The sequence below is a fragment of the Actinoplanes siamensis genome (genome assembly GCF_016862395.1).
In the GTDB taxonomy this organism is placed as follows: domain Bacteria; phylum Actinomycetota; class Actinomycetes; order Mycobacteriales; family Micromonosporaceae; genus Actinoplanes; species Actinoplanes siamensis.
Genome location: NZ_BOMW01000016.1, coordinates 32374 through 58019 on the forward strand (window position 1 = coordinate 32374; position 25646 = coordinate 58019).

A 25646-nucleotide genomic window follows, 5' to 3' on the forward strand; every position below is an offset into this window, starting at 1 on the left:
CGTACGGGAAAGGCGGCTTTTTTGTGTTTGGTGGAATCCTGCCCTCGTAGCCCAACCGGCAGAGGGCCGGTGTTGAGGACGCCGGTGGTGCGCGTTCGCATCGCGCCGGGGGGCAACGGTGTTCCGGACGCGCCACGCGGGCGCGCCGACGTCGGAGAGTCGGGCCCGGCTGTAAACCGGGTGCTTCGCTGAGCAGGTTCGAATCCTGCCGCCCGCACGCACCACCCGATCGCATGCCCGAGTGGTCAGGGAACCGCCTGCAAAGCGGTGCACGCCGGTTCGAATCCGGCTGCGATCTCGTTGAACCGGCTGACGGCAACGGCGGTACACCCCGGCAACAGCAGCTCCCACCAGGGGGAGACCGGGATGACCGCCGTGCCCCAGCCTCGAGTCCTCACCTTCCGCCGTTCCGTCCGCGTCGCGCGCGCCGCGATCGTGGCATTCATCGTGTTCAACGTCGTGGCCGTGCAGCTGATGTTCGTCGCCGCCGGACCCGGCAAGAATCCGCCCGGTACGATCGGCCGGCTCCTCGGCCTCTACCTGGCCCTCGCCATGGCCCTGCAACTGCTGCTGGTGGCCCGCCTGCCGGTGGTCGACCGGGCGTTCGGCATGGACCGCCTCACCGTCTGGCACCGCTGGACCGGCCTGGCGATCTTCTGGCTGGCCCTGGCGCACCCCGCGTTCGTGGTGCTCGGATTCGCCAGGCTGGACGGCATCCCGATCCTGGCCGAGACGGCGAATCTGGCCCGCCAACTCCCGGTCCTGCTCGGCATGATCGCGGCCGGCCTGCTCATGGTCATCGTGGCGCTGTCCGTCCGGGCCGCCCGGCGCCGGCTGTCCTACGAGGCGTGGCATGCCATTCATCTGCTTCTGTACGTGGTGGTCCTGCTCGGCGTGCTGCACCAGGTGTACGAGGGCACCGCGTTCCGGGTCAACCCGGTCACGCAGGTGTACTGGTGGGGGCTGTGGGCGTTCGCGCTCGGCGCCCTGATCGCCGGCCGCCTGGTCGTCCCGATGGTCCGCAACTCCCGGCACCGGTTGCGGGTCGCCGCGGTCGTCGAGGAGTCCGACGACACCGTCTCCGTCCACATCACGGGCCGTGAGCTGGAGAAACTGCCGGCCCGAGCGGGGCAGTTCTTCCTCTGGCGCTTCCCCGGCCACAACCGGTGGTGGCAGGTCAACCCGTTCTCGCTCTCCGCCACGCCGAACGGCCGCTCGCTGCGCCTCACCGCGAAGGGCGTCGGGGCGACCAGCGCCGGGCTGCGGGATCTGCCGATCGGGTCGCGGGTCTACGCGGAAGGTCCGTACGGGGCGTTCACGGCGGCGCACCGCACCCGGGGCGCGACGGTGCTGATCGCCGGCGGGATCGGCGTGACCCCGATCCGCGCGCTGTTGGAGGACCCGGATCTGACCGGTCACGTGGTGGTGCTCTACCGGGTGCGGGAGGTGCGCGACGCGGTCCTTCTGGGAGAGATGCAAAACCTCGCCGATGTACGGCAGGCGCGCCTGCACCTGCTGACCGGCCGCACCGGCGGCGGCCATCGCCCGTTCGCGCCGGAACAGTTGGTCGCGCTGGTCCCCGACATCACCGCCCGGGACGTGTACGTCTGCGGCCCGGACGCCATGACCGCGGCTGTGCTGGACAGTCTCCGGCGCCTGCGAGTCCCGCCCCGCCAGATACACGCCGAACGCTTCCACCTCGCCACCTGACCAGCCCCCACGATCCGCCCCGATCCGCCACCCTGATCCGCCGGCCTGGGTCCGCTCGCCCGGTTCGCCACCCTGATCCGCCCGCTTGATCCGCCGTCCGCGTCCGCCGAATCCGCTCCGCCTGCTCGTTCATCGGCTATCCACCGGCCATCACAGACGGGAACCGCCCGGAAGATGCCCCCGGGCGGTTCCTCCAGAGGTTCCCGGGTGCTGCCTCGGTATGGGGGAGACAGCACCCGGGACCTCTCGCCTCCCCACCCCGTCCCCGCACCCGGCTGGTGCTGATCGTCGTCATCCGCCCCGCTTAGGCACTGTGACACCCGGCCGGTCGAGCCGGACTGGTGCTGGTTGTTGTCATTCCGTCCTGGTTGGGGACTGTGCGGCCCGGCCGGAAAGGTGCGGGACGAAGTGTTCGCGCTGCTGCCCCGGCACGGGGAACCCTGGAGCGCCGGGTGCACGACACCGCCGGCAGCGAGGAAGTGCGCCTCATCCGGTTCAGGGAACGTTCTGGCTACGACGGATTCATGGCCGACCCGGATCGTCCTGCCTTCGGGCCGCCCTTGGCGACGCCGCGCCCACGACCCGGGTCGTCGCGGCTCGGGACGTCGTGCGCCCTTCCACCGGGCAGGAGTCCGAGAACAGGTAGCGAAACCGCTGCGCTCCGATGGGCCACTGCGGGCCGTGAAGCAGGGTGCCCGTGGTGAAGCAGGTGCCCGTGGTGAAGCAGGGTGCCCCTGGTGAGGCTGGGCGCCTGGTGCGGCTGGGCGCTCGGTGGGGCTGGGCGCGTGCTGGGCGGGCGTGGTGACGATGGCGGGGACGGGCGGGGTCGCGGCTGGGCTCAGGTCACCGAGATCAGCGCGGCGACGCTGGTGGCCAGGATGTAGAGGCAGGTGGCGAGTGTGACGGCTCGGTGGCGGCGGGCTTCCGGCCAGCCGGCTGCTCGGAGGGTGACGGACAGGAGCGGGAGCGCCAGGATGGCGTGCAGGGCTACGCCGTGGACCGGTTTCAGGGAGCCGGCGGTCTCGTAGGCGATCTGGGGACTTGCCGTACGGAACAGGATCGAGCCCTTCGCCACCATGGCGATGCCGGTGGCCAGGGCGAGCAGCAGCAGCGCCCAGCCGGCCCGCAACGCCAGCCGCAGGTCGGCCGGGGCTCGCAGGCGGCCCCGCAGGGCGGTGACGGCGAAGGCGGCCAGGACCACCACCAGCACCGCGCCGCCGAGGGCCAGGGCCATGGCGATCACGCGGGACAGCGGCGTCTCGGTGTTGAAGTGGGACGGGAGCCGTCGCCAGGCCTGGACGGTGATGCCGGCGACCTCCAGCACGCAGTCGGCGGTGAAGACGCCCAGCAACCAGCTGCGGGCTCGGGGACTCAGCACCGAGTAGCCGGTCACCCAGGTGATCGTGATCAGGGTCAGGCCGAAGGAGAGGCCGAACGTGGTGGGCTTGCGCCAGGAGACCGGGCCCTCCCACGGGCCGCCGTCGGCCAGGAAGATGCCGAAGTGCACCGCGCCGGAGAGCACCAGCAGGACTCCGACCAGGTAGGCGGTCCGCTCCACCGGGCGCAGGCGGCCGGCTCGGGTGGCGGCGTCCAGGAGTGCGGTCATGCGGACGATCCTGCCGGGCGGGCGTGGGCTGCCGCGTCGGGCTGCGGGCGTATTTCCGGCGTACGCCCGTGGGCGTACGAGGGCGCCGGCGGTCGACAGCGGCTCCGACCCAGGGATGAGAAAGGAACGGATGACGGGCGACTGACGGGATGGAAGGACGGCTCCGGCCGCGTTGTCTTCGGCGACGACCCGGCGGAGGTGGCGGCGGCGGAGAGATCCGGAAAGCCCTAGACTGACCAGCGCTGACCCTCGAACGGCGGGAGCCGCCGATGGCCGTCGATGTCGATGATCCGCTGGTCAAATTCGGACGCTGGGCGCTTGCCAAGGTCTGGTTCGGCGGCGTGGTCTCCGGTGCCTACGCGCTGGGCCGTCACTACCACTGGCCGCAAGCTTTCCTCACCTTCGCCGCCGTCCTCGGCGCCGTCGCGCTGGCCGCGGCGTGCTCGTTCCTGCCGATCTGGACCAGACATCGCCCGAGCGGTATCCCGGTCGTGGACATCGGCCTGCGGGTGATGGTCTGGGGCGGCCTCACCGCCTCGGTGATCGCGCTGTTGATCGGCCTGCCGGCGGTCGGCATGGTGGCCGCCGCGCTGCTGTTCAGCACCGCGGCACGCACCTTCCGTGACCCGTTCGTCCCGTTTCTGCGCCGCCTCCCGATCACGCCGGCGGTGCCGCACCGGGAACATTCAAGATCAAGATCGGCTTCCTCCGGTACGGCGGGCGCCGGCCCCCACCCCGGCTCCCCGGCGAACGGTCACCGGGCTGTCCGGGGCGGGGCGACCCGTCGCCGGGTGGCCGGATGACCGGGTGCTCCGGGCCGGTGCGACCGGCTGCCGAGGGGACCAGCCGACCGGCGCTCCGGGCCGGTGCGACCGGCTTGCCCCGCGGCCCGGTCGGCGGGCGGTGCCGAGCCCGGAGAACCGGCGGTGGCCCGCAGGCGGTCATGCCGCAGATCGGCGGGGCGCTCGGCACGTCGGTGCTGATCTCGGTCGTCAGCGGCCGGGTGGACGGCACGCCTCCGGGCTCGCCGACCGATGCCGGGGCGCCCGCGGCGGCCCTGGTTTCCGGGGCGTTCCGCCTGCTCGTCGGGCCGGGACCCGGCGCGCCGAGGCGCACCGACCGCGGCGCCGCTCAGCCGGGCCGCTTTCGTGCCGAACTTCGGGACATGAGGCGGCTCGGGGTGGATCTCGGCGGGAACGTCAAGATCATGCCCGCGCCGCACGGTCACCGGTGTGGCGCAGGTCGCCGCCGCGACCGCCGAGGGGGCGCGCACCACACAGCAGGCCGCGGCAGACTTGACGACCAGGCTGGCCGGTGCCTGACCAACCTCGTCGGCGGCTTCCGCCACTGAGTTCCCGGAAGGGGTTCCGTGCAGATCGATCTCCACGACCGTCTGGCCGAGCCGTCGCGGCTGGCCGAGCTGGCCCGGTACGACCTCGCCGACGCCACCCTGCGGGCCGAGCTGGACGAGGTGGCCAAGCGGAGCGCCAAGCTGCTCGAGGCGCCGGTCTCGCTGGTGTCGGTGCTCACCGCGGACACCCAGCAGATCATCGGGTCGTACGGGCGGGGCGGGTGGGTGGCCACGGCGCAGGGCGCCGCAGCCGAGTGGGCGGTGTGCAGCCGCACCGTGCTGAACGGCGAGCCGTACTGCGTGGCCGACTTCAGCGACGACCCGGCGCACGCGGCCAATCCCTTCCTGGCGAGCGCCGGTCTGCGCAGCTACCTGGGCGTGCCGCTGGTGACGCCGGGCGGGGTGCTGCTCGGGGCGCACTGCGTGGTGGACACCCGGCGGCGGATCTACACGGGCGTCGACATGGCGGTGCTGTCGGACAGCGCGGAGGAGGCCATGGACGCCCTGCTGAAGCACCGCAGCTAGGCGAACCGGCGCCAGCGCGTCCGGCGCGGGTGGCCGGGGAGCCCGGCCCGGCCGGTCGCCCAGAGCAGCGTGGGCCAGGGTCGCCCGCCGGCGCCTGCCAGTCCTGGCCGGTGCTGTGCCGGAGGACCGCGACGGCTTGGGCCACCACGTCGCGCACGTCGCCGGAATCCACAAGTGAGTCACCCGTGTGGCGCACGGTATCGCAAAAATGTCGTACCCCGCGCGCATCATCGGCGGCATGGGAGAAGCAGCCATGCCGATCCGCCGCCGGATCGAGTTGTCCATCGCCGAGACCCGCCTCCGATTCCAGCAACTGGTCCGACTCACCGGCCTGACCGGCCAGGTCACCGTCGTGGTCGACGGCGGCCGGGCGATCGCCGCCATCGTCCCGGCCTCCGACGTCCTGCAGCCGCCGCCGGCGGCGCTGGGAAGGCCGCGGCCGGCCGTGGCGGGACCCGCGCCTGCCGAGAGGTTCCGCCCCGCCGTGGAACGGCCGGGAGCCGCGCCCGCCCCGGAGAGCGGCGCCGGCTGGCTGCGCCGCATCGAGAAGGTGCGCGAGGACGTCCGCCGCCAGCACGCCGGCCGGATCCAGGAGCTGTCCCAGGCGCTGGACGAAGCGTGGCGGATGCTGGACACCCTGCACCCGCCCGGCACCGACCGCCACGTCGACACGCTGCGTGCGGCCCACGGAGACGTGCGCCGCACTCGATGATCAATCTCCACTTCACCTATCGGAGCGGAGGTAAGATCGGCCAATGGCGCGCCAGCTCGATCTGTTCGTACCCGGGATGGTGTTCCTCGATGTCGTCTTCACCGGGCTGCGTGAGCTGCCCGGCCCCGGCACCGAGGTGCGTGCCTCCGGGATGGGGTCGTGCCCCGGCGGGGTGGCCAATCTGGCTGTGGCCGCCGGCCGCCTCGGCCTGCACACCGGCCTCGGCACGGCGCTGAGCAGGGACGCCTACGGCGAATTCTGTCACCAGGTGCTCAGCCGGCAGGAGGGAATCGATCTTTCCGCGTCCCGGCGGCTCGACGACTGGCACTCGCCGGTCACCGTCTCGCTGGCCTACGACCGCGACCGCAGCATGATCACCCATGGGCATCCGCTGCCCACCGACGACGAGGGCCTGGTCAACGGGCTGCCGGCGGCCCGCGCGGCGGCCGTGAGCCTGGGCGGCTCGGCCACCGGCTGGGTGCCCCGGGCCGGGCGCAACGGCACCCTGATCTTCGCGGACGTCGGGTGGGACGAGACCGACCAGTGGGACTTCGACGCCCTCTCGGTGCTGCCCGACTGCCACGCTTTCCTGCCCAACGCGGTCGAGGCGATGCGCTACACCCGCACCGGCACGCCCGGCGCGGCGCTGGACAAGCTGGCCGGTCTGGTGCCGATCGTGGTGGTGACCGACGGCGGCGACGGCGCGCGCGCGGTCGACGCGGCGACCGGTGAGGTGGCGACGGTTCCGGGCGTGCCGGTGGAGGCGCTCGACCCGACCGGCGCCGGTGACGTCTTCACCGCCGGGTTCATCGCCGGCACGCTGGGTGGCTGGCCGCTGGCCGACCGGGTGGCGTTCGCGAACCTGGTGGCCGCGCTCTCCGTGCAGCACTTCGGCGGGTCGCTGTCCGCGCCCGGCTGGGGGGACATCGCCGACTGGTGGCAGGCCACGCTGCGGGCCGCCGAGCGGCGCCACCCCGAGTCCAGCGAGGGCGAGCTGGCCCGGCGCTACGCGTTCCTGCCCGAGGTGATCCCGCCCGGCCGGCGCAACGCGGTGCACCGGGCGACCGCCACCATCGCCCGCCTGTCCGACGCGCATGCCGAGCGCTGACGCGGCGCCCGCGCCGGCCCGCGCGAGCAGGCGCGCCGGCGGACGCCGGCCACGCGCGTCGGCGCGCTCGGGGACGGTCGGCGGGAGCAGGCGCGCCGACACGCTGGCGGGGTATGCGTTCCTCGCGCCCAGCCTGGTGGGCGTCGGCGGGTTCCTGCTGCTCCCGGTCGGGATCGTGGCGGGCATCAGCCTCTTCCGGTGGGACCTGGTGAGCCCGGCCCGGTGGACCGGCCCGAGCAACTACCAGTCGATCCTCACCGACCCGGCGTTCGGCCGGTCGTTGGCCGTCACCGCGTTCTTCGTCCTGCTGGTCATCCCGCTGCAGACGGCGCTCGGCCTGGCCGCCGCCCTGCTGCTGGACCAGCGACTGCCCGGCTCCACCTGGTTCCGCGCGATCCTGGTGCTGCCGTGGATCAGCGCCCCGCTGGCGCTGGGAGTGGTCTGGCGCTGGCTGTTCGACCCGTCGGACGGCGCGATCAACCAGCTGCTCGGGCACCGCGTCGAGTGGCTGACCAGCCCCACCCTGGCGCTGCCGTCGGTCGCCGCGGTCACGGTCTGGACCAATGTCGGCTATGTGGCGCTGTTCTTCCTGGCCGGGCTCGCCGGCATCCCGCCGCAGTACGCGGAGGCGGCCCGCATCGACGGGGCCGGCCCGTGGCAGCGGCTGCGCCGGATCACCCTGCCGCTGCTCCGCCCGACCACGTTCTTCGTGCTGGCCACCGGCGTGATCAGCAGTTTCCAGGTGTTCGACACGGTCTACGCGATGACCCGGGGCGGTCCGGCCGGGCGCACCGAGGTGGTGGCGTACGCGATCTACCGGGAGGCGTTCGTCGACTTCCGGATGGGCCGGGCCGCGGCCATGTCGGTGGTGCTCTTCCTGCTGTTGATCACGGTGACGATCGCTCAGCAGAGCTGGTTCCGCAGACGGACGACGTACGAGATGGGGTGAGGCATGCGCCGTGCCGTGTTGACCTACCTCGCGCTGGGGATCGGCGCGATCCTGATCCTCGCGCCCTACCTGATGAGCGTGCAGACGTCGGTGAAGACGCCGCGGCAATTCGCGCAGCAGCCGCCGCTGGCCCCGCCCCGCCCCCCGACCGGCGCGAACTACGCCGAGCTGGTCGTCGGCGGGCACACCCTGATCCCACCGCTGGTGGTCACCGTCCAGGTCGTCGTGGTGGTCGTGATCGGACAGCTGACCTGCTCGGTGCTCGCGGCGTACGCGTTCGCCCGGCTCGACTTCCCGGGCCGCGACGCGATCTTCTGGGTCTACCTGGCCACCCTGATGGTGCCGGTGGCCGCCGTGCTGGTGCCCAGGTTCGTGCTGCTCAGCGAGACCGGACTGAGCAACACGTTCTGGGGGATCGTGCTCCCGTCGATGTTCGGCTCGCCGTACGCGATCTTCCTGCTCCGCCAGTTCTTCCGTGCCGTCCCGCAGGAGCTGCTGGACGCCGCGCGGATCGACGGCGCCGGCCATCCGGGTGTGCTGCGGCACGTGATCCTGCCGCTCAGCCGTCCGATCCTGGCCACCCTGCTGATCATCACGGCGGTCACGCACTGGAACGACTTCCTCTGGCCCCTGGTGATCACCAGTGGCGCCCGCTGGCAGGTGCTGACCGTGGCGGTGGCCGGCCTGCAGAGCCAGTACCAGGGCAACTGGACGCTGGTCATGGCGGCCACCACGCTCGCCACCATGCCGCTGCTCGTGCTTTTCGTGCTCTTCCAGAAGCACATCGTCCGTTCGATCACCATCACCGGGATGAAGTGAGCACATGCGACGACTGTTCCTGATCCTCGCGGCCCTGCTGCTGGCCGCGGGCTGCTCGATCGCCGGCGGCGACGCGAAGGGGCGCACCACTGTCACCTTCCGGCTCTGGGACGAGCAGGTGGCCAAGGCGTACCAGCAGTCCTTCGCCGCGTTCGAGAAGGCGCATCCGGACATCGGCGTGCAGGTCCAGGTGGTGCCGTGGGCCGACTACTGGACCAAGCTGCCGGCCGACGTCGCCGCCGGCACCGCCGCGGACATCTTCTGGACCAACACCTCCAACTTCGGCCTCTACGCCGACAACGGGCAGCTGCTGCCTGTCGAGTTCACCGGCGACTGGACGACATCGGTCGTCGACCTCTACACCCGCAACGGCAAGCTGTGGGGTGTGCCGCAGCTGTGGGACTCCATCGCGCTCTACTACAACAAGGACCTGGTTCCCGACCCGCCCACGCTGACCTGGGACCCCGCCGCCCCGGACGATGCCCTTCGCGCGACGCTGCGGAAACTCACGGTCGACAGCGCGGGCCGGCACCCCGGGCAGTCCGGCTTCGACCCGCAGAAGACCAGGGTGTACGGGTTCAACGCCGCCTTCGACCTGCAGGCGATCCTGTGGGATTTCGTCGGATCCAACGGCGGCACCTGGCAGTCCGGCGACACGTTCGACTTCGCGGACCGGCCGAAGACCGTGCAGGCCGTGCAGTACGTCGTCGACCTGATCAACGCCGAGCACGTGGCGCCGCCGGCCGCGGACACCAACACCAACGGCGACAAGGCGCTGCAACTGTTCACCCAGGGCCGGATGGCGCTGTTCCAATCCGGACCGTACCACCTGAAGAGCATCCAGGAGGCCGCCGGTTTCCAGTGGGGCGTCGCGCCGCTGCCGAACGGCCCGGCCGGGCGGGTCGGCGTGGTGCACGGCGTCGCCGCGGTGGCCTCCGCGAAGACCAGACACCGGGACGCGACGGTCGAGGTGCTCAAGTGGATCGGATCGGCGGACGGGCAACGGCCGATCGCGGAGGGCGGGTACGCGTTCCCCGGCGTGACCACCGCGCAACCGGTCTTCGTGGACTACTGGAAGAAACAGGGCGTCGACCTGCAGCCGTTCCTCGACTCGGCGGGCGGCACGACGTTCCCGGCGCCGCTCGGGCCGCGGGTCGGCGCGGGCCAGACCGCGTACACGCCGATCCTGCAGCAGGTCTTCCTCGGCCGGCTCGGCGTCGCGGAAGGATTGCGCAAGGCGCAGGACGCCGGCAACGAGGCGATGAAGGGCTGACATGCGGTTGACGATTCTGGGCGGCGGCGGTTTCCGCGTCCCGCTGGTGTACCAGGCGCTGCTCGCTGATCCGGAACGGACCATCACCGAGGTCGTCCTGCACGACGTGGACGCCGGGCGGCTCGACGCGATCGGGCGGGTGCTGGCCGCTCTGGGGCGGGGCGCGGTCCCGGTGCGGGCCACCGCCGATCTGGACGAGGCGCTGACCGGGGCGGCGTTCGTGTTCTGCGCGATCCGGGTCGGCGGGCTGCGCGGACGGGTGGTCGACGAGCACGTGGCGCTGGCCGCCGGGGTGCTGGGGCAGGAGACGGTGGGGGCCGGCGGGATCGCGTACGGGCTGCGGTCGGTGCCCGAATCGCTCCGCATCGCCGGCCGCGCCGCGGCGCTCGCGCCGGACGCCTGGCTGATCAATTTCACCAACCCGGCGGGACTGGTCACCGAGGCGATGTCCCGGATCCTCGGCGACCGGGTGATCGGGATCTGCGATTCGCCGTCCGGGCTGGTGGACCGGGTCCTGCGGGCGCTCGCGGTCCGGCCCGGACAGGTGCGGGTGGACTACGCCGGCCTCAACCACCTCGGCTGGCTCTACGGGGTGCACGACGCGTCCGGCCGGGACCTGTTGCCGGGGCTGCTGGCCGACGACGCGCGGCTGGGCACGATCGAGGAGGGCCGGCTCTTCCGGAACCTTCGCGAGCTGGGCGCCATCCCCAACGAGTACCTGCACTACTACTACGACCCGGCCGGCACGCTGGCGGCGGTGCGGTCGGCGCCGCGGACCCGGGGCGCGTTCCTGCGCGAGCAGCAGGAGCGGTGCTACCACGAGATCGCCGTGCGGGATCCGCTGACGGCCTGGCGGGACGCCTGGCGGGAGCGGGAGGCGACGTACATGACGGAGAACCGGGAGCTGACCGGGGCGGGGGAGCGCGAGCACGACGAGGCCCGCCCGGCCGGATACGAAGGGGTCGCGCTCGCCGTGATGCGGGCGCTGGCCCGGGACGAGCCGGCGACGCTGATCCTGAACGTGCGCAACCGCGGGACGCTGCCGATCCTGGACGACGACGCGGTGGTGGAGGTGCCGTGCCGGGTCGACGCGCGCGGGGCGGCGCCGCTGCCGGTCGGGCCGTTGCCGGAGCACGCGGTGGACCTGGTGCGGGCGGTGAAGGCGACCGACCGGTTGATCCTGTCGGCGGTCGAGACCGGGTCGCGGGACGCCGCGGTGCGCGCGATGGCCACGCATCCGCTGGTCGGCGATCCGGCGGTGGCGGCGCGGCTGGTCGACGCCTACCGGGCCGAGTTGCCGGAGCTGTCCTACCTGGCCTGAGCCCCGCACGGCAGATGCGGCCGTGGCGCCGGCTCCGGCCGGCTGCGCGGATCGGCCCTGGCGCGCGGCTGATACCGGCGAGTAACCTGCGGGGACCTTGGTGGTCGTCGAGGGTGCAGGAGGTGTGCCGGGTGCCGCACGTGGAGGTCTCCGCCGGGACGGTTGTCACGATCCTGGGCATGATCGTGCTGGCGGTGCAGGCCGGCGCGATCCCGTTCACCTACGCCGCCGCCACCCGGCACGTGCGGCGCGGCGGCACGCGGCCGGCCCTGGTCGCGACCGGGGCGTACCTGCTCGGCTGCCTGCTCACGCTGGTCTTCGTGGCGGTCTTCGCCTGCTCGGACTTCCCGATGCCGCTGGCGGTGCCGCTCGGTTACCTGCCGATGTGGCTCTTCGCGCTGCTGATCCTCAAGGATCCGGAGGCGCGGCCCAGCGGGCGGCGCCTCCGGAGCTGACTCAGGCCGCGGCCGGCTCGGCCACCGGCATGCGCGGCGGGATGGACGGGTCCGCGTCCGGCATCGGCTTGCGGTTCGGGAAGGACAGCCGGATCACCTTGGCCCACGCCGAGGCGACCTGCAGCGGCAGCGGGCCGGTCACGTACGGCAGGTCGTACTTCTCGAAGAGCGCCCGCACCTTGACCGCGACCTCGGGGTACCGGCTGCTCGGCAGGTCCGGGAAGAGGTGGTGCTCGATCTGGTGGGACAGGTTGCCGGTCATGATGTGCATCAGCCGGCTGCCGGAGATGTTGGCCGAGCCGAGCATCTGCCGCAGGTACCACTCGCCGCGGGTCTCGCCCTTGATCGAGGTGCGCTCGAAGGTGGAGACGCCGTTCGGGAAGTGACCGCACATGATCACCGAGTGGCTCCACAGGTTGCGGACCAGGTTCGCGGTGAAGTTCGCGGCGATGGTGTGCAGGAAGGACGGGCCGGACAGCGCCGGGTGGATGATGTAGTCCTTGAGCACCTGGCGGCGGATCTTGCGGCCGACCGCCTTGACGTTCGCCCGGAACTGCGGGTTGTTGCGCCGCTTCCTGGTCTTCAGGTTCTTGCCCAGCTCCAGGTCGTAGGCGGCGATGCCGTACTCGAAGAAGAGCGCGTTGATGAAGTTCCACAGCGGCTGGGCGAGGTAGAACGGGTGCCAGCGCTGGTTCTCGTCGACCCGCATGATGCCGTACCCGAGGTCGTTGTCCTTGCCGACGACGTTCGTGTACTTGTGGTGGACCTCGTTGTGCGAGTGCTTCCACTGGTCGGCCGGCGTGACGTGGTCCCACTCCCAGGTGGTGGAGTGGATCTTCGGGTCGCGCATGAAGTCGTACTGCCCGTGCAGGATGTTGTGGCCGATCTCCATGTTCTCCAGGATCTTCGCCACCGACAGACCGGCCGTGCCGATCAGCCAGGCCGGCGGGAAGAGCGAGAACAGCAGCACCGCGCGGCTGCCCATCTCCAGGCTGCGCTGCACCTTGATGACCTTGCGGATGTACGCGGCGTCGCGTTCCCCCCGGGCGGCGAGCACCTCGTCCCGGATCGCGTCCAGCTCACGGCCGATCGCCTCGATGTCCTCGGCGGTCAGGTGGGCGATCGGGTTGTTTTCCTGGCGTTGCAGTGTCGTCACGAGTTCCTCGATCTCTCTCAACGGCGGGGGGTCAGGCGTCCAGACGGCAGGGCCCGGCGGCGGCCGAGACGCACGTCTGGACCAGGACGTTGTCGCCTTCCACGGCGGTGGTGACGGTGCCGTCGCGCAGGTCGCGGACGATGCCCTCGCGCATCGGCAGCACGCAGGAGTAGCAGATGCCCATCCGGCAGCCGGACGGCATCAGCTGGCCGGCGGCCTCACCGGCGTCCAGGATCGAGACGCCGCCCGGCGCCTCCACCGTGACGCCGGAACGCTCGAAGGCGACCGTGCCGCCCTCGCCCGCGACCAGCACGGTGGGCCGGAACCGCTCGACGTGCAGCCGTTCGGCGATACCGGCCTCGGCCCAGTGGTCGGCCATCGCGTCCAGCATCTCGCCCGGGCCGCAGGCCCAGGTCTCCCGCTCGAACAGGTCCGGGACGAGGGTGTCCAGGTCGGCCGGCTTGATCCGGCCGTCCGCGCCGGTGTGCCGCTCGACCAGCCGGATCGTGCCCCGCGCGGCGAGCTCCCGCAGCTCGGCGCCGAACACCACGTCCTGCGGCGTGCGGGCCGAGTGCACCACGACCACGTCGGACAGCTCGTGCCCGGCGCTGCGCAAAATACCCATGACCGGCGTGATCCCGCTGCCGGCGGTGACGAACAGGCTCTTCGCCGGCCGCTCGCGCGGCACGACGAAATCGCCGGCCGGCAGGTCGAGGTTGACGATCATGCCGCGGCGGGCGTGGTCCATCAGATACGAACTGACCACCCCGTCGCGTACGGCGTTGACCGTCACGCAGATCCGGCCGGACGGGTGCCCCGCGGCGCTGCTCACCGAATAGGCGCGCCACAGGCGGATGCCGTCCACGTCGACGCCGAGCCGCACGTACTGCCCGGGCTCGTGCGGGCGCCAGCCGCGGCCCGGCCGCAGCTCCAGGGTGACCGCGTTCGCGGTCTCCCGCCGGACCGCCTCGACTCGGGCGCGCAGGACGTCGGGGTTGCGCAGGGGGGCGATCACGTCGAGGTAGTCGGTGGGCACCACCGGGGTGGTGATCAGCTCGACGACGCGCCACGCGCCGTTGCGCAATGTCTGTGTAACAGGCACCTGACCAAGCCTGGTCGGTCGGGCGGGCGAAAGCATGACCAGCCGAAGTGAATCCGAGGCACCATAATTGTTCGGCGGGGACAAGAATCGGAGTCGAAACGAAGGAGTTTGTGTGATCGAGCCGCTACGTGACGTCCGGTCGTACCGGCTGCCGGTCGACGTGGTCGACCCGCTCCGGCGCGGGCTGCCCGAGGTGGCCGTGCAGACCATCGCGGCGATCACGATGGAGGTGCCGGCGTACGCGGAGCCGTTCGCCGGCGAGCTGGGCCACAAGATCGAGCGGGCCGTGCAGGCCGCCCTGGGCACCTTCCTCAACCTGGTCTCGCGGCCCGGCACCGACCCCGGCACGCCGCTGGCCTCGGCCCTGGAGGCGGCGTACGCGCTGGGCCGCGGCGAGGCGCGCAACGGCCGCAGCCTGGACGCGCTGCTCTCGGCGTACCGGGTGGGCGCCCGGGTGGCCTGGCGGGAGCTGGCCGCGATCAGCGTCCGCTCGGGGCAGCCGGCCGGCACCATCGCGGACTTCGCCGAGCTGGTCTTCGCGTACATCGACGAGCTGTCCGCGGCCAGCATCGCGGGGCACGCCGACGAGCTGGCCGCCTCCGGCCGGATCCGGCTGCGCCACCTGCAGCAGCTCGCCCAAGCGCTGGTCGCCGGGGAGCCCGCGCACGTGCTGCAGTCAGCCGCCGAGCGCGCCGAGTGGGCCCCGCCGCAGACGCTCACCGCCGTCCTGCTGCCGGAACGGTCGTCCCGTTCGCTGATCGACCTGCTCGACCCGCGCACGCTGCCGCTGGCCGGGGCGCTGCCGGACCTGCCGGGCACGGCGGTGCTGCTGGTGCCGGATCCGCAGGGCGCCTCCCGGCCGCATCTGACCCGCCTGCTGACCGGGCACGACGCGGTGATCGGGCCGGCCCGGCCATGGCTGCTGGCGCAGTGCTCGGTGGAGCGCGCGGTCCGGGTGCACCAGTTGCACCCGCCGCGCCGGGGCGTGGTCGTGGACACCGAGGAGCACCTGGCCGAGCTGGTCGTGCAGGCCGACCCGGGCGCGCTGGCCGACCTGCGGGACCGGGCGCTGGCACCGCTGGCCGGGGAGCGCGGGACGGCCGCGGCCAAGCTGGTGGAGACGCTGCGCAGCTGGCTGTTGCACCACGGGCGGCGCGAGGACGTGGCGGCGGAGCTGTTCGTGCACCCGCAGACGGTGCGGTACCGGATGGCCCGGCTGCGCGAGCTCTACGGCGAGCGGCTCAAGGATCCACAGTGGGTGCTGGCGCTGACCATCGCGCTCGCGATGCCGCTGCCGGAGGCATAGGTATACCGACGGGCCGCCTACTGGTTCGCCTGGTTTGCAACCTCAATGGCGATTCATGTCTGTCGGCTTCCTTTGGCGATGACACGTCATGGGCGTGCGCCTTTCGGCCACGACACCCCTTGAGCCCCGGCCGCTGCGGGGCTCCTTCCTGTTATCGGAAAGTGACTGAGCCCGTGAGGGTCGTTACACCGAGTGGATCGACCGGACCCCTGCGGCTAGCGTGGTACGTGCTGCAAAACCGATGGGCTGGATAGGTTTTGCGATCCGGATCACAAAGGTTGACCAGGGTGTTTACGTGATTGAAATTAGCGGTCTTCGCAAGACGTACCGCTCCCGGACCGGGTCCGTGGTGGCTGTCGACGGCGTGGACCTGAGCGTGGGCGAAGGCGAGGTCTACGGCGTCCTCGGGCGCAGCGGGGCCGGCAAGAGCACGCTGCTGCGCTGCGTCAACATGCTGGAGCGGCCCGACGCCGGCACGGTCCGCGTCGGCGACGTGGAGCTGACCGGGCTCACCGGCAAGCGGCTGCGCACCGCCCGGCACGGGATCGGGATGATCCACCAGCACTTCGCCCTGCTCTCCTCGCGCACCGTCGCCGGGAACGTGGCGTTCGCCCTGGAGGTCACCGGCACCCCGCGGGCCGAGCGCAAGGCCCGTGTCGCCGAGCTGCTGGAGCTGGTCGGGCTCACCGAGCGGGCCGGGGCGTACCCCGCTCAGCTCTCCGGCGGCCAGAAGCAGCGGGTCGGCATCGCCCGCGCGCTCGCCGCCCGGCCCCAGGTGCTGCTCTCCGACGAGGCCACCTCGGCGCTCGACCCGGAGACCACCGAGTCGATCCTGCGCCTGCTGCTCGATCTGAACCGGCGGCTCGGCCTGACCATCCTGCTGATCACGCACGAGATGACAGTGGTGAAGCGGATCTGCAGGTCGGTGGCGCTGATGCGGGACGGCCGGTTCGCCGAGTCGGGCACCGTCGCGGAGCTGCTCCGGCGCCCCGGCTCGGAGCTGGCGAGCGGCCTGTTCCCGCTGGGCGGGCCGGCCGGGCTGGACGGCGCGACAGTCGTCGACGTCACGGTCAGCGGCGCCGACGCGGACGCCCCGATCATCGCGGAGCTGGCCCGGCGGTTCGACACCGACGTGCGCATCCTGGGCGGCGCGGTGGAGACGCTGGCCACCACCCGCGCCGGCCGCTGGCGGCTCGCGCTGCCCGGCACGCCGCAGGACAACACCGGGGCGCTGGAGTTCCTGCGCAGCCGTGGCGCCGAGGTCGAGGTGGCGTCGTGACCTGGTCCGAAGTCTTCGAGCTGCTCGGCCCGGCGTCCCGGGAGACCGCCTGGATGGTCGGCGTGGCCTCGCTGTTCACCGCGGTCGGCGGCCTGCTGATCGGGGTGCTGTTCGTGCTCACCGAGCGCGGTGGCCTGCTCCCGGCCCCGCCGCTGAACGCGCTGCTCGGCCTGATCGTCAACCTCGGCCGCTCGATTCCCTTCCTGATCCTGATGGTGTCGATCACCCCGTTCACCCGTCTGGTCGTGGGCACCAGCATCGGCACCGACGCGGCGATCGTCCCGCTGATCGTCGGGGCCGTCCCGTTCTTCGCCCGCATCGTCGAGACGGCGCTGCACGAGGTGCCGGGCGACGTGGTCGCCGCCGCCACCGCGATGGGCGCCGGCCGCGGCACCATCGTCGGCAAGGTGCTGCTCCGCGAGGCGCTGCCCGGCCTGATCTCCGGGTTCACCATCACGATCATCGCGATCACCGGATACTCGGCGATGGCCGGTTCGGTCGGTGGCGGCGGGCTCGGCGCCTTCGCGATCGACTACGGCTACAACCGCTTCGAGGGCAAGGCCATGACCGCGACGGTCCTGGTGCTCGTCGTCTTCGTCCAGCTCGTCCAGATGGTGGGCGACTTCCTCGCCCGCCGGCTCTCCCACCGATAGAAAGGCACCACCGAGAATGCGCCGCCGTTCCCTCACCGCCGCACTGGCCGCCGCCGCCCTCGTCCTGGGGCTCAGCGCCTGCGGATCCGGTGACGAGGCCACCGACAAGGACACCCTCAAGGTCGGCGTCAGCCCGGTCCCGCACGGCGAGATCCTGCAGTACGTCAAGGACAACCTGGCCGCGAAGGAGGGCCTGAAGCTGGACATCGTCACGTTCAACGACTACGTCCAGCCGAACGTGGCCCTGCAGGAGAAGCAGCTCGACGCCAACTACTTCCAGCACATCCCGTACCTGCAGGAAGAGATCAAGTCGAAGGGCTACAAGTTCACCGCGCTCAAGCCGGTGCACATCGAGCCGCTCGGCGTGTACTCCAAGAAGGTCAAGGCGCTGGCGGACGTGCCGGCCGGCGGCGTGGTGGCGATCCCGAACGACCCGTCCAACTCGGGCCGGGCGCTGAACCTGCTCGCCAAGAACGGCCTGATCACCCTCAAGGACGGCGTCGGTGTCGGGGCGACTCAGAAGGACATCGTCTCGAACCCGAAGAACCTGCAGTTCAAGGCGCTCGAGGCGGCCCAACTGCCGCGCAGCCTGGAGGACACCGCGATCTCGGTGATCAACGGGAACTACGCGATCCAGACCGGCCTGAAGCCGGCCACCGACGCGCTCGCGCTGGAGACCGCCGAGAACAATCCGTACGCGAACCTGGTCGTGGTACGCGCCGGTGACGAGAACGACCCGCGGATCGTCAAGCTGGAGAAGCTGCTCCACTCGCCAGAGCTCAAGAAGTTCATCGACGACAAGTACCAGGGCAGCGTGCTCGCCGCCTTCTGACGTCCGATCGGCGCCGTGGCGCGGGAGGAGCCCGCGCCACGGTGTGGCACGAACGCGTGACGTAACGTCCCCGGAACGTCCCTACAGTCCTTTGCGGACGGAACCACTGCTTCGGACTTTACGGGGACTGTGCTCAATGCGTACCACATCAATCGTCTTCATCGGCGCAGCCGCGATCGCCCTGCTGGCCGGCGGCTGCTCGGAAAAGGTCTCCCCGGCGCCGCCGGCCTCCGCGCCCTCGCCGGCGGCCTCGGCAAACCCTGCGCCGGTGACGAAGCCGGCGGCGGCGCCGGCAACGAAGGCGCCGGTGAAACCGACGACGAGGCCGGCGGGCCACGACGCGGACTGGATCGGCGCCCTGGCGGGATGCCCGAACGACGGCCAGAAGACCGAAGTGCAGAAACTCGTGTACGGCGACGTCACCGGCGACGGTGTGCCGGACGCCCTGGTGGCCCGCACCTGCGAGGCGGCCACCTCCTACTGGCCGACCACCGTCGAGGTCTTCGACGGCGCCAGCGGGGCGAATCCGAGGAGGGTCGGCACCCTGCTCACCGACGTCGGCGACAAGGACCTGCCGTGGTTCCGGTCGATGAGCGTTTCCGGGCAGACGGTGACGATCAAGGCGTACGGGACGAGCCCCCGGGCGGAGCGCGCGTGCGCGGACCTCGAGCTCACCTATCGATACGATTACCGCGGTGGCGAGTTCACCCGTACCGGCCGCCAGGCGACCAGGTCCGCGGAATGCCTGCCCATTCAGTGAGAGAGGCGCGCCCTTCGTCGAGGATGCGCACCCCTCGTCGAAGGAGCGCGCCCTCCGTCGGAACGCGGTGACGGAGGGCGCGCGGGGAGGGCCGGATCAGGCCGCGAGAACCGAGCTGACGGACTCGGCGGGGAGGCCGAGCGCTGATCCGACCAGGTCGTTGGTGAGCACGCCGGCGTGCACGTTCAGGCCCGCGGCGAGCGCGGGGTCGGCGCGCAGCGCCTCCTTCCAGCCCAGGTCGGCCAGCTTCAGGGCGTACGGCAGGGTGGCGTTCGTCAATGCGTAGGTGGAGGTGTTCGGCACCGCGCCCGGCATGTTCGCCACGCAGTAGAAGACCGAGCCGTGCACCTGGTAGACCGGGTCCTGGTGGGTGGTCGGGCGCGAGTCCTCGAAACAGCCACCCTGGTCGATCGCGATGTCGACGAGCACCGAGCCGGGCTTCATCCGCTTGACCAGCTCGTTGCCGACCAGGGTGGGAGCCTTCGCGCCGGGCACCAGGACCGCGCCGATCACCATGTCCGCCTCCAGGACCGACTGCTCGATCGCGTACGTGCTGGAGACCAGCGTCCGCACCCGGCCGCCGAACCGCTCGTCGAGCTGCCGCAACCGCGGGATGCTCAGATCAAGAACGGTCACCTCGGCGCCGAGGCCGAGAGCGATGGTGGCCGCGTTCGCGCCCGAGACGCCGCCGCCGATCACAGTGATCTTGGCCGGCGCCACGCCGGGCACGCCGCCCGGGAGGACGCCGCGGCCGCCGCTGTTGCGCATCAGGCTGTACGCGCCGACCTGCGGGGCGAGCCGGCCGGCCACCTCGGACATCGGGGCGAGCAGCGGGAGGGAGCCGTCGGCGAGCTGGACGGTCTCGTACGCGATCGCGGTCGTCCCGCTGCGCAGCAGCGCCTTGGTGCCCTCGGCGTCGGCGGCCAGGTGCAGATAGGTGAAGAGGACCTGGTCGGCGCGCAGCCGGTGGTACTCCTCCGCGATCGGCTCCTTGACCTTGAGGATCAGGTCGGCCGCCGCCCACACCGAGTCGGCGTCGGGCAGGATCCGCGCGCCGGCCGCCCGGTAGTCGTCGTCGCTGATCGCCGAGCCCACCCCGGCGCCGGTCTGCACGACGACCTCGTGTCCGTGACGCACCGCCTCCACCACGCCCGCGGGTGTGATCGCCACCCGGTACTCGTGGTTCTTGACCTCTTTCGGCACACCGATGTGCATGAGGGATGTCCTTTCGCCCGACGCCCGGGGAACGGCGCCTTATTCGGTTAGAGTGAAACGATGTGCAGCAGGCGGGCAAGTCCGGCGAACAACATTTTGTGCTTGCCGTCGGCACCGCATTTGCTTCGCTCCGGCGCTCGCTGATGACGGACCTGCCGAAGGATGTTCGAGGCCTGGATCACGTCGACCTGGAGCTGCTGAGCCTGCTCCAGGCCGACGGCCGGATGCCGAACAACGCGTTGGCCGAGCGGGTGGGCATCGCGCCGTCGACCTGTCTGACCCGGATTCGGCGGTTGCGTGAGCTGGGCGCGATCCGCGGGTTTCATGCCGATGTGGATCCGGCCTGGATCGGGCGCCCGATCCAGGCGATGATCGCGGTCCGGATCCGGTCCGACGCGCGGGACGCGATCGGGAAGTTCGCCGAGTCGCTGGCCGGGATCCCGGCTGTCCGGGATGTCTACTTCATCTCCGGGAACTACGATTTCCTGCTGCACGTGGCGGCCGCCGACGTGGACGACCTGCGTTCGGTGATCACCGAGCGGCTCAGCGGCACGCGGCTGATCGCGGGCACCGAGACGTATCTGATCTTCGAGCATCGCCGCGGAAGCTGACGCGGCCTCCGATCGGTGCCGCGCGGCCTCGCGGGTCGCGGTCGCCGGGCGCTCCGCGCGATGCGGCGGTACGTCGCCCGGCCGGGTGGGCCGGGGGAGGTGGTTGTCCGTCAGCGGGTGAGGCGGTCGGTGAGCATGTGGATCGCGAACAGGTGGAAGCCGAGCACCAGAGGGACGGTCACCGGGACGGCCAGGGCCAGGAAGAATGCGACGACGTTGGTCAGGGCGAGAGCCGCCACGCACTTCGGGTGGTTCCCGGGGCGGCGGGCCGCCTCGCGCCACGGGAGGTCCGGGGTCCGGCCCAGGTGGGCCAGGGCCAGGGCGGCGACTCCGGAGAGCCCGATCACGGCGAGGGTGGTGACGGCGAGCAGCGGTGGGCCGCCGGGGACCCAGCCGCCGCGGACGGCGGCCAGGTCCAGTGCCAGCGCGGCGGCGGCGAGCAGGGTGGCCAGGCCGGGGAGGACCGCGCGGCGGTAGATCTGGAACAGGCGGCGCCAGGGTGGGAGGTGGCCGTCCAGGTAACGGCCCCGGACCGCCGCCGACCCCGTGGCCAGGGCCGCCGGGAGAGTGACCAGCGGGAGGGCCAGGACGGTGACCGCTGTGCCGATCAGGGCCAGGTCGGTGGCCAGGGCCGTCCGGTCGCGCCAGTCCACCCGCGCCGCCGGCGGTTCCTCCGTGGGCCAGGCCGCAGGCGCGGACAGGGGGATCGGGAGCTCGCGGTGCGGCATCGTCATCCCTTCAGGCCCGTCGTGTTGATGCCCTCGACCAGCAACCGCTGGAAGGCGACGAAGAACAGGAACACCGGGGCCAGCGACAGCACCGACATCGCGAACATCGGGCCGACCGCGGACTGCCCGGTCGAGTCGATGAACAGGGTGAGCGCCACCGGCGCGGTGTACTTCTCCAGGTCGGAGAGGTAGACCAGCTGGCGGAAGAAGTCGTTCCAGGTCCAGATGAAGCTGAAGATCGCCGTCGAGACCAGGGCCGGGCGGGAGAGCGGCAGCACCACGTAGCGGAAGATCGAGTAGGCGCCGCAGCCGTCGATCTTCGCGGCGTCGTCGAGTTCGCGGGGGATGCCGCGCATGAACTGGACCATCAGGAAGACGAAGAACGCGTCGGTGGCCAGCAGGTGCGGGACGATCAGCGGGAGGTACGGCCACGGGCCGCCGACCCAGCCGAAGGACCGGAACATCACGAACTGCGGGACGATCAGCACGTGGCTGGGCAGCAGCAGGGTCCCGATCATGACGGCGAACCACAGGCCACGCAGGCGGAAGCGCAGGCGGGCGAAGGCGTACGCGGCCAGCAGGCAGGACGTGCAGTTGGCGACGACGGTCAGGACGGCGACCAGGAAGCTGTTCAGGAAGTAGCGCCCGAAGCCGACGTCGAAGTGCGTCCAGCCGTCCGGATAGTTCGCCGGCGTCCAGCTCTGCGGCCACACCGAGACGTTGTTCAGGATCTCCTCGGGCGCCTTGAACGAGGTGCCCAGCATCCACAGCAGCGGGTACAGCACCAGCGCGGTGAGCAGCAGCAGGACGACCGGACGGACCAGCGAGCGAGGCTTGAACGGCCGGCGGGCGGATGTGCGGCTGACCATCAGTCGTCTCCGTCCGAGTAGTGGACCCAGAACCGGCCGGTGCGGAACAGCACCACCGTGACCAGGCCGATCGTGATCAGGAAGACCCAGGCCATCGCCGAGGCGTAGCCCATCTCGTAGTTCGCGAAGCCGCGGATGTAGAGGTAGAGCGTGTACATCAGGGTCGAGTCGACCGGCCCGCCGGTGCCGCCGGACAGCACGAACGCCGACGTGAAGCCCTGGAAGCCGTGGATCGTCTCGAGCACCAGGTTGAAGAAGATCACCGGGGACAGCATCGGCAGCGTCACGCTGAGGAACCTGCGGAGGTTGCCGGCGCCGTCCACCTCGGCCGCCTCGTACAGCTCGGTGGGCACCTGCTTGAGGCCGGCCAGGAAGATCACCATCGGGGCGCCGAACTGCCAGACGGCGAGCAGGATCAGCGTGCCGAGCGCGGTGTCCGGGTCGTTCACCCAGGCCCGGCCCTCGACGCCGAACCAGCCGAGCACCGCGTTCACCGAGCCGCCCCGGTCGAACAGGCTGTGCCAGACCATCGCCAGCGCCACGCTGCCGCCCAGCAGCGACGGCAGGTAGAACAGGCCGCGGAACAGGCCGGAGCCGCGGAACGAGCGGTTCAGCAGCAGCGCCACGCCGAGCGCGGCGCCCAGCTTCAGCGGGGTGGCGATGAACGCGAAGATCAGCGTCACCTTGACCGCGTGCCAGTAGGCCGGGTCGTCGCCGAACATCCGCTCGTAGTTCTTCAGCCCGATCCACTCCACATCGGACCACGGCGTGAGGATGTCGTAGTTGGTGAAGCTCAGGTACAGCGACATCAGCATCGGGATCGCGGTGATCGCCGCGAACCCGAGCAACCAGGGAGTGAGGAAGACGTATCCGGCGCGGCCGTCGTCCCGGTGCCGGGTGGGCCGGCCCCGCCGCTGGTGGGCGGCGGGACCGGACCGCGGCCGGGGCTCGGGCGGCCGGGTGCTGACAGCCACGTTGCTCACCGGCTGATCGCGGCCTGGGCGGCGGTGCGGAACTGCTCGGCGGCCTTGGCCGGGTCGGCGGTGCCGAACTGGGCGGCCTCGGCGGCCTTGATCAGCTCGGTCTTGACCGTGGCGTGGCCCTTCGGCGGCACGGTCGGCGCCGGGCCGAACTTGCTGACCAGCTCGTCCTCGAGGGCGATCGAGGCCTTCATGGACGGGTCGGAGGTGGACGAGGCGACCGACGTGCGGATGTCCAGGTTGGACGGCAACCCCCGGTCGGTGCCCAGGATCTTGCCGGCCTCGGGGTCGTTGGCGAGGAAGTTCAGCACGTCGACGGCGGCGTCCTTGTGCTTGCTGCCGCGGTAGACGGAGAGGTACATCGAGGCGCGGGCCCACTGCGCGGACGGGTCGCCCGGGTAGGCGACGACGCCCAGCTCGTCCTTGGTGTTCTTCTGGATGTCCGGCATCTGGTTGGCCCACACCCACGAGGTGAGCGCCTTCCCGGTGACCACCAGCTGCTTGGTGATGTCCGTGGCGTTGCCCTCGTGGATCACGTCAGCGGTCGGGGTGGCCTTGGCGTCCCGGGCCCCCTTCCACAGCTCGAACCACTTCTGCACGTCCTCCTTGGCGAACCCGAGCTGGTTGCCGGTGTAGAAGTCCTTGCCGTTCTGCCGCAGCCAGACCCAGAACGCCTTGTAGTCGGCGCTCGGGTCCATGGTGCCGGCGGTGCCCGTGGCGGCGCCCGCCCGCTGCGCCCAGGTGATGAAGTCCGCCCAGCTCATGCCGGTCTTGGGCAGCTCCTGCCCGGCCGCCTCCAGCTTGGTCTTGTTGAACACCAGGCCCTGGGTGTTCTCCCCCATCGCCAGGCCGGCCAGCTTGTCGCCGACGACCCCGTACTTCCAGAGGCTCTCCGGGAACTTGGTGACGTCGAGCTTGCCCGAGTCCTGGTACTTGGTGAGGTCCTCGGTGACGTTGCGGGTCGCGTACTCGGCGAGGTAGTTGTCGTCGATCTGGAAGATGTCCGGCGCGCCGTCGCCCGCGGTGAGCGTGGCCAGCTTGTCGAAGTAGCCCTGGTTGGCCTGCCAGGTGGTCTTGAACGTGACGCCCGGATGCTTCTGCGTGTAGAGGGCGAGCGCCTGCTCGGTGAGCTTGGCGCGGGCCTCGCCGCCCCACCAGAAGAACGTCAGCTCGGTCTTGCCGCTGTTGCTGGAATCATCGTCGCCTCCGCAGGCGCCGAGCAGCGCCAGCGGCAGGGCGATCGCGGCGGCCATCAGGCCGCGGAACAAGCGGGGTGCGGTCATGGGGTTGGGTCACTCCTTGGCGTATGCGGCGACCTCAGCGGTGGTCGCGCCGGCCGGGGCGTACGGCCCGGGCCCGGTGGAGTTGCGGATGACCAGGTCGGTCCGGAGGCTGACCTGTCCGGTGGCGCCGTCGTCGCCCTGCTGGAGCAGCATGTCGACGGCGGCGCGCCCGGCGGCCGCGGTCGGGTTCGCCACGGTGGTGAGCGTGGGGCGGACCAGCGCGCTGGTCGCGATGTCGTCGAAGCCGACGACGCTGACCCGCTCGGGCACGGCGACGCCGCGGTCCTGCAACGACTGGAGCAGGCCGACGGCCATCAGGTCGTTGTAGGCGAGCACCGCGGTGGCGCCGGTGGCGAGCACCGTCTCGGCGGCGTCCGCGCCGGCCGAGGAGATCGGCTGGTGCGGGCCGAGGACGGTGAGTTCCGCTCCGCCGGACCGGGCGGCGGCCCCGGCGGCTTTGCGGATCTCCCGGTTGGTCCACGACCCGCGCGGACCGGACAGGTAGACGAGGTGGCGGTGGCCCAGGCCGACGAGGTGGCGCACCGCCGAGCGGGCGCCGGCGCCGACGTCCATCACCACCGCCGGAAGCCCGTCGATCAGGCGGTTCACGACGACCAGGGGCACCTCGCGGCGCAGTTGCTCGATCTGGTCGTCGCTCATCCGGGGGCTGCAGAGCAGGATCCCGTCGACCTGCTTGGCCAAGGCCCGGACGAGGTCGGTTTCGACGACCGGGTCCTCGTCGGTGTCGGCGACGAAGACGTGGTAGTCACGCCGCCGGGCATGGGTCTCGGCCGCCTTGATCATGGGCGGGAAGAACGGGTTGGCGATGTCGGCCACGATCAGGCCGATGTTGTGGGTCCGTCCGGTGATCAGCGCCCGTGCGGCCCGGTTCGGGCGGTAGCCGAGTTCCTCCGCGGTGGCCAGGACCCGCGTGCGTGTCTCGGGGTTGACCAGGTGCGGCGCCGAGAAGGTGCGCGACACCGTGGAGATGTGCACACCGGACGCCTTGGCGACGTCCCGGATGGTCACGGCCACGATGCCAC

General features: G+C 71.5%; 27 protein-coding genes and 3 tRNA genes. 20 read left to right on the forward strand and 10 right to left on the reverse strand.

All coding sequences use genetic code 11. The features are described from left to right. The first annotated feature begins 40 nt into the window (after positions 1 to 40). From Asi03nite_RS08000 to Asi03nite_RS08015, 4 genes are all read left to right on the forward strand, one after another. A tRNA-Leu gene (locus Asi03nite_RS08000) sits at positions 41 to 115 on the forward strand. A gap of 21 nt (positions 116 to 136) precedes the next feature. Continuing rightward, a tRNA-Tyr gene (locus Asi03nite_RS08005) sits at positions 137 to 217 on the forward strand. A gap of 10 nt (positions 218 to 227) precedes the next feature. Continuing rightward, a tRNA-Cys gene (locus Asi03nite_RS08010) sits at positions 228 to 298 on the forward strand. A gap of 68 nt (positions 299 to 366) precedes the next feature. Further along, positions 367 to 1710 (forward strand): ferredoxin reductase family protein, encoded by a 1344-nt coding sequence (locus tag Asi03nite_RS08015; protein WP_203677794.1) that lies wholly within the window; start codon positions 367 to 369, stop codon positions 1708 to 1710. Between the two features lie 838 nt (positions 1711 to 2548). Here Asi03nite_RS08015 and Asi03nite_RS08020 read toward each other — a convergent pair. Beyond that, positions 2549 to 3316: a hypothetical protein gene (locus Asi03nite_RS08020; RefSeq protein ID WP_203677795.1), complete on the reverse strand. Its 768-nt coding sequence runs from the start codon at positions 3314 to 3316 to the stop codon at positions 2549 to 2551. Between the two features lie 269 nt (positions 3317 to 3585). Here Asi03nite_RS08020 and Asi03nite_RS08025 point away from each other — a divergent pair, with 269 nt between their 5' ends. The 10 genes from Asi03nite_RS08025 to Asi03nite_RS08070 all read left to right on the forward strand — a co-directional run bounded on the left by Asi03nite_RS08025 (position 3586) and on the right by Asi03nite_RS08070 (position 11829). Next, positions 3586 to 4119 carry a hypothetical protein gene (locus Asi03nite_RS08025; protein WP_203677796.1) on the forward strand — a complete coding sequence of 178 codons (534 nt, stop codon included), beginning with the start codon at positions 3586 to 3588 and terminating at the stop codon, positions 4117 to 4119. 140 nt (positions 4120 to 4259) lie between these two features. Continuing rightward, on the forward strand, positions 4260 to 4667 hold the full coding sequence (locus Asi03nite_RS08030) for a hypothetical protein (protein WP_203677873.1): 408 nt from the start codon (positions 4260 to 4262) through the stop codon (positions 4665 to 4667). A gap of 18 nt (positions 4668 to 4685) precedes the next feature. Then, positions 4686 to 5192: a GAF domain-containing protein gene (locus Asi03nite_RS08035; RefSeq protein WP_203677797.1), complete on the forward strand. Its 507-nt coding sequence runs from the start codon at positions 4686 to 4688 to the stop codon at positions 5190 to 5192. 238 nt (positions 5193 to 5430) lie between these two features. After that, complete coding sequence (locus tag Asi03nite_RS08040; protein ID WP_203677798.1) at positions 5431 to 5904, forward strand: hypothetical protein; 474 nt, start codon at positions 5431 to 5433, stop codon at positions 5902 to 5904. A 43-nt stretch (positions 5905 to 5947) separates the two neighbouring features. Continuing rightward, the gene (locus Asi03nite_RS08045) at positions 5948 to 7012 is read left to right on the forward strand and encodes a PfkB family carbohydrate kinase (protein ID WP_203677799.1); all 1065 of its coding nucleotides are present in this window, start codon (positions 5948 to 5950) and stop codon (positions 7010 to 7012) included. Then, on the forward strand, positions 6999 to 7961 hold the full coding sequence (locus Asi03nite_RS08050; RefSeq protein ID WP_203677800.1) for a carbohydrate ABC transporter permease: 963 nt from the start codon (positions 6999 to 7001) through the stop codon (positions 7959 to 7961). Before Asi03nite_RS08045 ends, Asi03nite_RS08050 begins: the two co-directional genes overlap by 14 nt. 3 nt (positions 7962 to 7964) lie before the next feature. Continuing rightward, positions 7965 to 8780 carry a carbohydrate ABC transporter permease gene (locus Asi03nite_RS08055; RefSeq protein WP_203677801.1) on the forward strand — a complete coding sequence of 272 codons (816 nt, stop codon included), beginning with the start codon at positions 7965 to 7967 and terminating at the stop codon, positions 8778 to 8780. A 4-nt stretch (positions 8781 to 8784) separates the two neighbouring features. Next, positions 8785 to 10053 (forward strand): ABC transporter substrate-binding protein, encoded by a 1269-nt coding sequence (locus Asi03nite_RS08060; RefSeq protein WP_203677802.1) that lies wholly within the window; start codon positions 8785 to 8787, stop codon positions 10051 to 10053. Position 10054: 1 nt separating this feature from the next. Then, entirely contained in the window at positions 10055 to 11374 is a 1320-nt protein-coding gene (locus Asi03nite_RS08065) for a family 4 glycosyl hydrolase (RefSeq protein WP_203677803.1), read from the forward strand. Positions 11375 to 11505: 131 nt separating this feature from the next. Further along, a complete protein-coding gene (locus Asi03nite_RS08070) occupies positions 11506 to 11829 on the forward strand; it encodes a hypothetical protein (protein ID WP_203677804.1) in 324 nt (107 codons plus the stop codon). 1 nt (position 11830) lies between these two features. Here Asi03nite_RS08070 and Asi03nite_RS08075 read toward each other — a convergent pair whose 3' ends face one another. After that, positions 11831 to 12976, reverse strand: a complete 1146-nt coding sequence (locus Asi03nite_RS08075) for a fatty acid desaturase family protein (protein ID WP_373872096.1) — start codon at positions 12974 to 12976, stop codon at positions 11831 to 11833. A 40-nt stretch (positions 12977 to 13016) separates the two neighbouring features. Further along, positions 13017 to 14123: a ferredoxin reductase gene (locus Asi03nite_RS08080; protein ID WP_203677806.1), complete on the reverse strand. Its 1107-nt coding sequence runs from the start codon at positions 14121 to 14123 to the stop codon at positions 13017 to 13019. A gap of 76 nt (positions 14124 to 14199) precedes the next feature. On the opposite strand from Asi03nite_RS08080, the gene Asi03nite_RS08085 reads away from it, so the two are divergent. From Asi03nite_RS08085 to Asi03nite_RS08100, 4 genes are all read left to right on the forward strand, one after another. Continuing rightward, complete coding sequence (locus Asi03nite_RS08085; protein ID WP_203677807.1) at positions 14200 to 15393, forward strand: PucR family transcriptional regulator; 1194 nt, start codon at positions 14200 to 14202, stop codon at positions 15391 to 15393. A 295-nt stretch (positions 15394 to 15688) separates the two neighbouring features. Then, positions 15689 to 16672, forward strand: coding sequence for a methionine ABC transporter ATP-binding protein (locus Asi03nite_RS08090; RefSeq protein ID WP_239102525.1), 984 nt, complete (start codon positions 15689 to 15691; stop codon positions 16670 to 16672). Next, positions 16669 to 17325, forward strand: coding sequence for a methionine ABC transporter permease (locus Asi03nite_RS08095; protein WP_203677809.1), 657 nt, complete (start codon positions 16669 to 16671; stop codon positions 17323 to 17325). Before Asi03nite_RS08090 ends, Asi03nite_RS08095 begins: the two co-directional genes overlap by 4 nt. 16 nt (positions 17326 to 17341) lie before the next feature. Next, entirely contained in the window at positions 17342 to 18157 is an 816-nt protein-coding gene (locus tag Asi03nite_RS08100) for a MetQ/NlpA family ABC transporter substrate-binding protein (protein WP_203677810.1), read from the forward strand. Between the two features lie 81 nt (positions 18158 to 18238). Here the strand turns inward: Asi03nite_RS08100 and Asi03nite_RS08105 are convergent, their stop codons facing one another. Continuing rightward, on the reverse strand, positions 18239 to 18580 hold the full coding sequence (locus Asi03nite_RS08105; protein ID WP_203677811.1) for a hypothetical protein: 342 nt from the start codon (positions 18578 to 18580) through the stop codon (positions 18239 to 18241). On the opposite strand from Asi03nite_RS08105, the gene Asi03nite_RS08110 reads away from it, so the two are divergent. After that, complete coding sequence (locus Asi03nite_RS08110) at positions 18552 to 18917, forward strand: hypothetical protein (protein WP_203677812.1); 366 nt, start codon at positions 18552 to 18554, stop codon at positions 18915 to 18917. The genes Asi03nite_RS08105 and Asi03nite_RS08110 overlap by 29 nt on opposite strands. A 96-nt stretch (positions 18918 to 19013) precedes the next feature. Here the strand turns inward: Asi03nite_RS08110 and ald are convergent, their stop codons facing one another. Then, entirely contained in the window at positions 19014 to 20132 is a 1119-nt protein-coding gene (ald, locus tag Asi03nite_RS08115; RefSeq protein ID WP_203677813.1) for an alanine dehydrogenase, read from the reverse strand. 143 nt (positions 20133 to 20275) lie between these two features. Between ald and Asi03nite_RS08120 the strand changes: the two genes are divergently transcribed. Then, complete coding sequence (locus tag Asi03nite_RS08120; RefSeq protein ID WP_203677814.1) at positions 20276 to 20743, forward strand: Lrp/AsnC family transcriptional regulator; 468 nt, start codon at positions 20276 to 20278, stop codon at positions 20741 to 20743. A 110-nt stretch (positions 20744 to 20853) separates the two neighbouring features. Here the strand turns inward: Asi03nite_RS08120 and Asi03nite_RS08125 are convergent, their stop codons facing one another. The 5 genes from Asi03nite_RS08125 to Asi03nite_RS08145 are packed head-to-tail and all read right to left on the reverse strand — an operon-like array spanning position 20854 to position 25638. Next, positions 20854 to 21471 (reverse strand): hypothetical protein, encoded by a 618-nt coding sequence (locus tag Asi03nite_RS08125; RefSeq protein WP_239102526.1) that lies wholly within the window; start codon positions 21469 to 21471, stop codon positions 20854 to 20856. Between the two features lie 2 nt (positions 21472 to 21473). Then, positions 21474 to 22340, reverse strand: coding sequence for a carbohydrate ABC transporter permease (locus tag Asi03nite_RS08130; RefSeq protein ID WP_203677815.1), 867 nt, complete (start codon positions 22338 to 22340; stop codon positions 21474 to 21476). Next, complete coding sequence (locus Asi03nite_RS08135; protein ID WP_203677871.1) at positions 22340 to 23314, reverse strand: carbohydrate ABC transporter permease; 975 nt, start codon at positions 23312 to 23314, stop codon at positions 22340 to 22342. Before Asi03nite_RS08135 ends, Asi03nite_RS08130 begins: the two co-directional genes overlap by 1 nt. Before the next feature lie 5 nt (positions 23315 to 23319). Beyond that, complete coding sequence (locus tag Asi03nite_RS08140; RefSeq protein WP_203677816.1) at positions 23320 to 24603, reverse strand: ABC transporter substrate-binding protein; 1284 nt, start codon at positions 24601 to 24603, stop codon at positions 23320 to 23322. 9 nt (positions 24604 to 24612) lie between these two features. After that, on the reverse strand, positions 24613 to 25638 hold the full coding sequence (locus Asi03nite_RS08145; protein ID WP_203677817.1) for a LacI family DNA-binding transcriptional regulator: 1026 nt from the start codon (positions 25636 to 25638) through the stop codon (positions 24613 to 24615). Between the last annotated feature and the right edge of the window lie 8 nt (positions 25639 to 25646).

Excerpts from the sequence above, each read along its gene's own strand:
- Asi03nite_RS08015 (WP_203677794.1), top strand. The coding sequence starts at position 367 with ATGACCGCCGTGCCCCAGCCTCGAGTCCTCACCTTCCGCCGTTCCGTC.
- Asi03nite_RS08020 (WP_203677795.1), bottom strand. The coding sequence starts at position 3,316 with ATGACCGCACTCCTGGACGCCGCCACCCGAGCCGGCCGCCTGCGCCCG.
- Asi03nite_RS08025 (WP_203677796.1), top strand. The coding sequence starts at position 3,586 with ATGGCCGTCGATGTCGATGATCCGCTGGTCAAATTCGGACGCTGGGCG.
- Asi03nite_RS08030 (WP_203677873.1), top strand. The coding sequence starts at position 4,260 with ATGCCGCAGATCGGCGGGGCGCTCGGCACGTCGGTGCTGATCTCGGTC.
- Asi03nite_RS08040 (WP_203677798.1), top strand. The coding sequence starts at position 5,431 with ATGGGAGAAGCAGCCATGCCGATCCGCCGCCGGATCGAGTTGTCCATC.
- Asi03nite_RS08045 (WP_203677799.1), top strand. The coding sequence starts at position 5,948 with ATGGCGCGCCAGCTCGATCTGTTCGTACCCGGGATGGTGTTCCTCGAT.
- Asi03nite_RS08050 (WP_203677800.1), top strand. The coding sequence starts at position 6,999 with ATGCCGAGCGCTGACGCGGCGCCCGCGCCGGCCCGCGCGAGCAGGCGC.
- Asi03nite_RS08055 (WP_203677801.1), top strand. The coding sequence starts at position 7,965 with ATGCGCCGTGCCGTGTTGACCTACCTCGCGCTGGGGATCGGCGCGATC.
- Asi03nite_RS08060 (WP_203677802.1), top strand. The coding sequence starts at position 8,785 with ATGCGACGACTGTTCCTGATCCTCGCGGCCCTGCTGCTGGCCGCGGGC.
- Asi03nite_RS08065 (WP_203677803.1), top strand. The coding sequence starts at position 10,055 with ATGCGGTTGACGATTCTGGGCGGCGGCGGTTTCCGCGTCCCGCTGGTG.
- Asi03nite_RS08080 (WP_203677806.1), bottom strand. The coding sequence starts at position 14,123 with ATGCTTTCGCCCGCCCGACCGACCAGGCTTGGTCAGGTGCCTGTTACA.
- Asi03nite_RS08100 (WP_203677810.1), top strand. The coding sequence starts at position 17,342 with ATGCGCCGCCGTTCCCTCACCGCCGCACTGGCCGCCGCCGCCCTCGTC.
- ald (WP_203677813.1), bottom strand. The coding sequence starts at position 20,132 with ATGCACATCGGTGTGCCGAAAGAGGTCAAGAACCACGAGTACCGGGTG.
- Asi03nite_RS08120 (WP_203677814.1), top strand. The coding sequence starts at position 20,276 with ATGACGGACCTGCCGAAGGATGTTCGAGGCCTGGATCACGTCGACCTG.
- Asi03nite_RS08125 (WP_239102526.1), bottom strand. The coding sequence starts at position 21,471 with ATGCCGCACCGCGAGCTCCCGATCCCCCTGTCCGCGCCTGCGGCCTGG.
- Asi03nite_RS08130 (WP_203677815.1), bottom strand. The coding sequence starts at position 22,340 with ATGGTCAGCCGCACATCCGCCCGCCGGCCGTTCAAGCCTCGCTCGCTG.
- Asi03nite_RS08140 (WP_203677816.1), bottom strand. The coding sequence starts at position 24,603 with ATGACCGCACCCCGCTTGTTCCGCGGCCTGATGGCCGCCGCGATCGCC.